At 65.6% G+C, this 3,441-nt stretch carries 4 protein-coding genes; all 4 read left to right on the plus strand.

Going from position 1 to position 3,441, the window contains the following annotated elements; translation table 11 throughout:
• The coding region (locus EN994_RS23260; RefSeq protein WP_164746103.1) for a molybdopterin cofactor-binding domain-containing protein at nucleotides 1-532 on the plus strand (532 nt) is incomplete at its 5' end.
• Nucleotides 529-2,070 carry a hypothetical protein gene (locus tag EN994_RS23265; RefSeq protein WP_063169735.1) on the plus strand — a complete coding sequence of 514 codons (1,542 nt, stop codon included), beginning with the start codon at nucleotides 529-531 and terminating at the stop codon, nucleotides 2,068-2,070. The genes EN994_RS23260 and EN994_RS23265, both read left to right, overlap by 4 nt.
• Nucleotides 2,070-2,954, plus strand: coding sequence for a thiamine biosynthesis protein ApbE (locus tag EN994_RS23270; RefSeq protein ID WP_063169734.1), 885 nt, complete (start codon nucleotides 2,070-2,072; stop codon nucleotides 2,952-2,954). Before EN994_RS23265 ends, EN994_RS23270 begins: the two co-directional genes overlap by 1 nt.
• On the plus strand, nucleotides 2,947-3,441 hold a 495-nt coding region (locus EN994_RS23275), incomplete at its 3' end, for an amino acid synthesis family protein (RefSeq protein WP_164746104.1). The genes EN994_RS23270 and EN994_RS23275, both read left to right, overlap by 8 nt.

Here is a 3,441-nt window from a genome sequence, read left to right on the forward strand (position 1 = left end):
CTTCCGCGCCGAGGAGACCTACGACCCGCCGACGCTGCCCCTCGATGCCAAGGGCCAGGGCAAACCCTACGCCGTTTACGGCTATGGCGCGCAGATCGCCGAACTGGAGGTCGATCTCAAGCTCGGCACGGTGAAGCTGATCAAGATCACCGCCGCGCATGATGTGGGCAAGGCGATCAACCCGCTGCTGGCCGAAGGCCAGATCGAGGGCGGTATCGCGCAAGGCATCGGCATGGCGCTGATGGAAGAGTACATCCCCGGCCGCACCGAGAACCTGCACGACTATCTCATCCCGACCATTGGCGACGTGCCGCCGATCGAGACCATCCTGATAGAAGTTCCGGATCCGGAAGGACCCTTTGGCGCCAAGGGTTTGGGCGAGCATGTGCTGATCCCGACTGCGCCGGCAATCCTCAACGCCATCCGCCACGCCACCGGCGTTCTGATCACCAAGGTTCCGGCGACGCCGACGCGTATCCGCGCTGGCATCCGCGAAAAAGATGGCATCCGCGAAAAGGAGGCACGCCGATGAGCGAGCTTGCCGAACGCTTCGAAACCCATGATCCCGGTGAGAAGCTGGTGGCGGAGAAGATCCGCTGCGATGCCTGTCCGGTGATGTGCTACATCGCTGATGGTCGCACCGGCGCCTGCGACCGCTACGGCAATGTCGGCGGCAGGATCGTGCGGATGGACCCGCTGACCATCCTCGACCATGCGGCCGAGGCCGGCGCGGCAATCGTGCCGTTCGTCGCCGAGGGCGAACAATGGGACGGCGAACTGGTCAACACCGGCCGCCGCTTCGTCACCGCAATCGGCGCCGGCACCACCTATCCCGACTACAAGCCGGCGCCGTTCATCGTCAGCCAGGAAGTCGAAGGCGTCGATCTCGTCACCGTCGTCACGGAAGGCATTTTTTCGTACTGCGGCGTCAAGGTGAAGATCGACACCGACCGGCATATCGGACCCGAGACGGCTATTGTGCGATCGCAAGGCGAGGCAATCGGCCATGTCACGACGGGCGAGTATGGCTCGCAGATGCTGTCGCTGGGCGGCGTGCATCATCTGACCGGCGGCTCGAAGGCCGAAGGACGCGCCACCTGCGACGCGCTGCTCAATCTGTGCAACCGCAAGCCGGTGGAACTCGCCATCGACGGCGGCGCCACCATAACAGTCGAAGCCGGCAAAGCGCCTGTCATCGACGGCAAGCAGGAACATCGCATGCGCGTCGGCTGCGGCTCGGCGACCATCGGCATGTTCGCCACGCAATGGCGCGGCCTTGTCGACGAGGTGGTGGTGGTCGACGACCACATCACCGGCGTCGTTTCCGAGCATCAGGCCGGCAAGGTGCTGGGCTGGCAGGACACAGGGATAAAGATCATCGGCCGCCGTTCGACGCCGGGCCGCTATTTCAAGGTGTCCGAGCCAGGCCTCGGCTGGGGCGGCACCAGCATTTCAGACCCGCTGTCGATCCTTGGCGAGTGGAACGCCAAGAAGGGTGCGCGGCCGGGCCTGTCGCTGCTGATGGTTTCGACCACCGGCGAGCAATTCGCCTATTACGAGCTCGACGACGAGTTGAAGCCGGTGCAAAAACCGTTTCCGGAACGGCTGCAAAAATCGGTCGGCCTGATCGAGGACAATTGCGAGCCGGCTTTGTGCACGGTGCTGTTCATCGGCGGCGCCGGCGGTTCGCTGCGCGCCGGCGTCACCGAAAACCCGGTCAATCTCACCCGCTCGGTTCAGGGCCTGACCACCTATGTCACGGTCGGCGGTGCGCCGGTCTATGTCTGGCCGGGCGGCGGCATCACCCTGATGGTCGATGTCACACGGGTGCCGGAAGGCGCCTTCGGCTATGTGCCTACACCGGCGCTGGTGGCGCCGATCGAATTCACGCTGCGCCGCGACGACTATGTCAGGCTCGGCGGGTACGAGGCCGAGATCCGCAGCGTCGAGGATATTGTCGCAAAAGGCGGTGAGTACCTGAATCCGCGCCGCGGCACAGGCGCCGAAACCAACAATCCATGGCCGCCACTCGCGCAGCTACGTCGTGCCGGCTCGAACGGGGCCGGGTGATGCAAGGCCCGCAAGCCCATTGGCTGCAGGACGGCAAGCGGCTGCATCTCAACCACGGGCCGATCGACCTGATCGTCGAGGTTTTTGGTGAGGCGGATGAATGCCGCCGAGCCTATGAACAGGCCATAGCGCGGTTCCAGACGATCCTGGTGGAGCTGGTCGAGGAACTCCCCGAATTGCGGCTGCCGGCGTTTTTCCTGGCGCCGCGCACCTTCGCCGGCCCGACGGCGCGCCGCATGGAGGCAGCCGTCATGCCCCTGGCGGAATGCTTTATAACTCCGATGGCGGCCGTCGCGGGATCGGTAGCCGACGAAATGCTCGCCGCATTGCTTGCCGGTCGCAAGATCGAGCGCGCCTATGTCAACAATGGCGGCGACTGCGCGCTCCATATCGGCAAGGGCCAGTCGATGGGTCTGGCGGTTGCCGGTACCGGCAACGGCATGACCGACCGGATCACGATCCGCGCGGAAGATGGCGTTCGCGGCGTCGCCACCAGCGGTTGGCGTGGCCGCTCCTTCTCGCTTGGCATTGCCGACGCCGTCACCGTTCTGGCGCGGACCGGCGCCGAAGCCGATGCGGCGGCGACGCTCATCGCCAACGCGGTGGACCTGCCCGGCAATCCCGCCATCAAGCGCATTTCCGCACACGAACTGTCGCCCGACAGCGATCTCGGCTCGCGGCTGGTGACGCAAGGCGTCGGCACGCTTGCCCTTGGCGAAGTGGCGCGCGCGCTGGACAATGGCCTTGCCGTCGCCGAAGATTTTCGCCGGCGGGGGCTTATTGCCGGGTCGGCGCTGTTTCTCGGCGGCGAGATCCGCATCAGTGGCTCGGTTGCGCTTGCCGCGCCCAACGAAACTTCGAGGGAGGAAGTTGCCCATGCCTGAGTTTCCGATCCGCAAGATCGCGGTTCTGACCGAAGAGATCTTTCACGAGGGCGGGCCGGTGGCCAAGGTGCCGCGCCGCCGTGCCGCCGCCATGGCGCTGGTAAAGAACCCGTTCGCCGGGCGCTATGTCGAGGAGCTGCAGAGCGCCATGGACGATCTCAAGCCGCTCGGCCTGCTGCTCGCCGACCGGCTGATCGCGGCGCTCGGCGGCGACGTCAAGCAGATCGACGGCTACGGCAAAGGCGCCATTGTCGGCACCGCAGGTGAGCTGGAACACGGCGCCCTCTGGCATGTGCCCGGCGGCTACGCCATGCGCGAGCGGCTCGGCGACGCCAAGGCGATCGTGCCGTCGGCCAAGAAGGTCGGCGCTTTCGGTTCGAAGCTCGACGTGCCGCTCGGCCACATCAACGCCGCCTATGTGCGCAGCCATTTCGACGCCATGGAAGTCGGCATGTCCGATGGTCCGTGCCCCGACGAGATCCTGTTC

This window comes from Mesorhizobium sp. M7A.F.Ca.CA.002.09.1.1, assembly GCF_003998555.1.
Taxonomy (GTDB): domain Bacteria; phylum Pseudomonadota; class Alphaproteobacteria; order Rhizobiales; family Rhizobiaceae; genus Mesorhizobium; species Mesorhizobium ciceri.

Bases quoted from the DNA above. Each gene is read 5' to 3' on its own strand.
- EN994_RS23265 (WP_063169735.1), top strand. From the start codon at position 529: ATGAGCGAGCTTGCCGAACGCTTCGAAACCCATGATCCCGGTGAGAAG.
- EN994_RS23270 (WP_063169734.1), top strand. From the start codon at position 2,070: ATGCAAGGCCCGCAAGCCCATTGGCTGCAGGACGGCAAGCGGCTGCAT.